The organism is uncultured Microbulbifer sp. (assembly GCF_947489355.1).
In the GTDB taxonomy this organism is placed as follows: Bacteria; Pseudomonadota; Gammaproteobacteria; order Pseudomonadales; family Cellvibrionaceae; genus Microbulbifer.
The window spans coordinates 1-2,934 of sequence record NZ_CANLDD010000123.1 but is presented as its reverse complement, the minus strand read 5'-3'; the positions used below and the strand labels follow the sequence as shown (position 1 = coordinate 2,934).

Here is a 2,934-nt window from a genome sequence, read left to right as displayed (position 1 = left end):
TTACTATGGGACTTCCGGATCTGTCAAACTATGCGTGCCTCCCCGGCAAAGCCGGGGGGTCTCCCTTTTGGACTAGACCAGTATGATTAACAGATACAGCGTCAGCCAAACAAACCCCAGCACGCGCGCATCCTTACTATGTCCTGGGCGCAGTAATAGCCAGGCGAAAATATACGGCATCCAGAATACTCCGACACCTAGCCAAAATGACACCTTGCGCTCTGCAATTGACGAGAGTGGCACAGCCTTTTGCTTCGCCGAGGCTGCCCCAATAGCCTTGGATACGGCGAGCGACTTTTCTGGATTAGGGTAGTGTTCAGAATTCTGTGTCATTTCTTTATCATTAGCAAAAAAGAGATGACCCATGACCAAACCTACTTTCAATATGGATACTGCTGTCAAGGCGCTGCGTGAGGGCAAAGACCTCAGCGGCAAAGATGGCATCCTGACGCCTCTGATCAAACAGCTTACCGAAGCAGCCATGAGCACGGAGCTGGAGGAGCACCTCGCCGGCGAGGGCAAGCCCAACCGCAAAAATGGCCATACATCCAAGACCATGAAAAGCCCGGCGGGCAGCTTCGGGCTGCAGACACCACGGGACCGCGCCGGCACCTTCGAACCACAGATCGTCAAGAAGCATCAAACCCAGCTTACCGACGAGCTATGGTGTGTCCCTCAGGCAGATTGGTGGGAAGCCATGGCTCGCCGGGCCGGGTGAACCACCGCGCCCAAACATGACGCCACGGAATGATGACGAACAGCACAACCACGCCAGCGCATTCGAAAAAGACCCGTTCAGTGCTGCTGGTCCACCGATCATCCAAAGCGGCGGGAAGGGCTATCAGAAGCATCCAGATCATCTTCCACACAAGTTCGAAGATCAGCACGGGCAGCAGATCGAGCGGGTATCGAAGGCCAAACAGGCTCAGAATGACGAGGGTGGCCATCATGGCTTTCGCAATGCCGGTCATGGTGGCCAGTTCGGCCGCTTCGAACAGCAATTGCTGCCAGACAAAACTGCTGAGGCCGAGGACGATAAGCAAGTACACAATGCGCAGCGCTGTGATGCGCCAATAGGGCACGTCGGTGAGGGCGTTATCGGGCTGTGGCATGTCTGTATCCTCTGACTCGGGGTGGGTATAGGAATTATATGTAGTAGTTCAGACTTGATCTGACAGTTACCGGTTTCTCAGGCGGTGCTCTGTCAGATCAAGTCTAAACTACTACAACTAAATATTAAAAACCTCAAAGCGCAATTCAAGGAATCACTTTACGTCCCGTTGCTTCCCGCTCTTAGCTCGAACCTTGCTTTCTGTGTGAACATAAACAGTATCGGTTGTGGCCATACTGGATTGCCCCAAATCCCTAGATAAGTCCTTTAGGGCGCGGCCGCGCTCAATTTCCATACTAGCTCCTGTATGCCTCAGCCAATGTGTAGAAGCTTCTTTCAACTTATGCGCGCTATCTTCACCCTCAGCCTGACGCATTTCGTCGTAGGCACGGTCGAAAACTTGTTGAACGACCCGAGTAAGCTGACGGGAAAATTCTACTTTTCGTTTCGGTGGGTTTTCGGGGTGATTACCCCATCCCTCCTTGTTGTTATTCACGTTCCCCCAGGTGGGAACCCAGTGTAAATGAGCCCATGTCTCATTCACTAGACCCCAGGCATGTAATCACACATCTTTAATGTTTATAAACAAGTGTTGACTTTATTTATAACCATATGTTTACATTTACTTAAGGATACTGGAGAACAACATGGAAGCCACCTATCGCAAGCTGGCCCCCCGCCAGGCTGAAGCGCTGACACACCGCGCTCGCGGCCTTAGCAATGCTGAAACCGCCGCCGCCATGCACTGCTCTATCGCCAATGTCGCCAACCTGTTGACTGAATGCTTCTTTAAATTGCACGCCCGTAACAGTACCGATGCCGTCGCTAAAGCCATTAAACACGGCCTGATCCAGTTCGGCCTGCTCGCCTCAATCATTGTCAGCGCCGGCACCGATTCCCAGGAACAACTCCGTACCCGTTTCCAGCGCAAACCCACCATTAAAACTATTCGCATACGCAACCAGGGGGAGAACACCGTATGAAGCGCATCAAATTTATAACAGCCCCAATCACCGACACAGGGAAAAACCCCGATAGGCCAGTGGTCGGCATGGAAACCGTTGTGCTGCAGGGCGATATCCTCGGGCATATGATCTGCCGGCGTAGGTTCGACGGCAGCCTGCGCTACCACGCTTGCCTAAACATCAACCCAGACGATCTCCTTAGCCCTGCTTCAGGCCTGGCACAGGGCCACGGCGCAAACCGTGCAGAGGCCATACAAAACGCCCTCAGCGAAAGCCGGGAAGCTGCCACTGATTACCTCGCATCCCTCGATCACCTCGCACAGCAAATCAATGGGAGCGAAGCCGCGTGAGCTCTGAAACGGTTTCACCACCAGACAACAGCGCCCACTCCTTCCTGAAAAAAGCCGCTCAGCATATGCGTGACCGTGCTGAACAACGTGATTCGGAAAACGGCGAACGCTCCATGGCCAAAACCGTTGCAGCTTTTAATGCCCTCTACGGGTTTGATCTCACGGAAGAGCAGGGATGGCAGTTTATGGTGCTACTGAAGCAATCTCGTGCAAGCTGCGGGGTGTTTGTACCAGACGACTACGAAGACGGCGCTGCCTACTTTGCCCTGGCCGGTGAAGCCGCAGCAAAGAACAGGAGATAAAGAATTTCCACCGCGCCCCTGGCGCATTCAGTCAGCTGTAACCCCCAAGCTTAGGGCCTTTGGTACTGGGCCCCTTTTTAGGGATTAATCATGGACGTTTCAACTTTACAACTCAATAAAAAAGCCACCGCGATAATAAGGGAGGTGCAACGATTTATATCTGAATTCCAACGTCGTAAAAACATTCGTCCCTCAACAGTAGCTCT

Annotated in this window: 5 protein-coding genes and 1 pseudogene; 4 read left to right on the top strand and 2 right to left on the bottom strand. The window is 52.8% G+C overall.

Annotated features, from left to right (window positions below):
- Positions 1-72: 72 nt before the first annotated feature.
- Complete coding sequence (locus Q1A48_RS20900; RefSeq protein ID WP_299948737.1) at positions 73-366, bottom strand: hypothetical protein; 294 nt, start codon at positions 364-366, stop codon at positions 73-75.
- Between Q1A48_RS20900 and Q1A48_RS20895 the strand changes: the two are divergent.
- Positions 365-664 (top strand): annotated as a pseudogene (locus Q1A48_RS20895) (transposase); the annotation flags it as partial. The gene Q1A48_RS20900 and the pseudogene Q1A48_RS20895 sit on opposite strands and share 2 nt — an antisense overlap.
- Here Q1A48_RS20895 and Q1A48_RS20890 read toward each other — a convergent pair.
- Positions 651-1,112, bottom strand: coding sequence for a hypothetical protein (locus Q1A48_RS20890; protein ID WP_299948735.1), 462 nt, complete (start codon positions 1,110-1,112; stop codon positions 651-653). The pseudogene Q1A48_RS20895 and the gene Q1A48_RS20890 sit on opposite strands and share 14 nt — an antisense overlap.
- Before the next feature lie 646 nt (positions 1,113-1,758).
- Between Q1A48_RS20890 and Q1A48_RS20885 the strand changes: the two genes are divergently transcribed.
- The 3 genes from Q1A48_RS20885 to Q1A48_RS20875 are packed head-to-tail and all read left to right on the top strand — an operon-like array spanning position 1,759 to position 2,728.
- The gene (locus tag Q1A48_RS20885; RefSeq protein ID WP_299948733.1) at positions 1,759-2,094 is read left to right on the top strand and encodes a helix-turn-helix transcriptional regulator; all 336 of its coding nucleotides are present in this window, start codon (positions 1,759-1,761) and stop codon (positions 2,092-2,094) included.
- Positions 2,091-2,426, top strand: a complete 336-nt coding sequence (locus Q1A48_RS20880; protein ID WP_299948731.1) for a hypothetical protein — start codon at positions 2,091-2,093, stop codon at positions 2,424-2,426. Before Q1A48_RS20885 ends, Q1A48_RS20880 begins: the two co-directional genes overlap by 4 nt.
- On the top strand, positions 2,423-2,728 hold the full coding sequence (locus Q1A48_RS20875) for a DUF6378 domain-containing protein (protein WP_299948729.1): 306 nt from the start codon (positions 2,423-2,425) through the stop codon (positions 2,726-2,728). The genes Q1A48_RS20880 and Q1A48_RS20875 overlap by 4 nt, the downstream gene beginning before the upstream one ends.
- Positions 2,729-2,934: the final 206 nt, after the last annotated feature.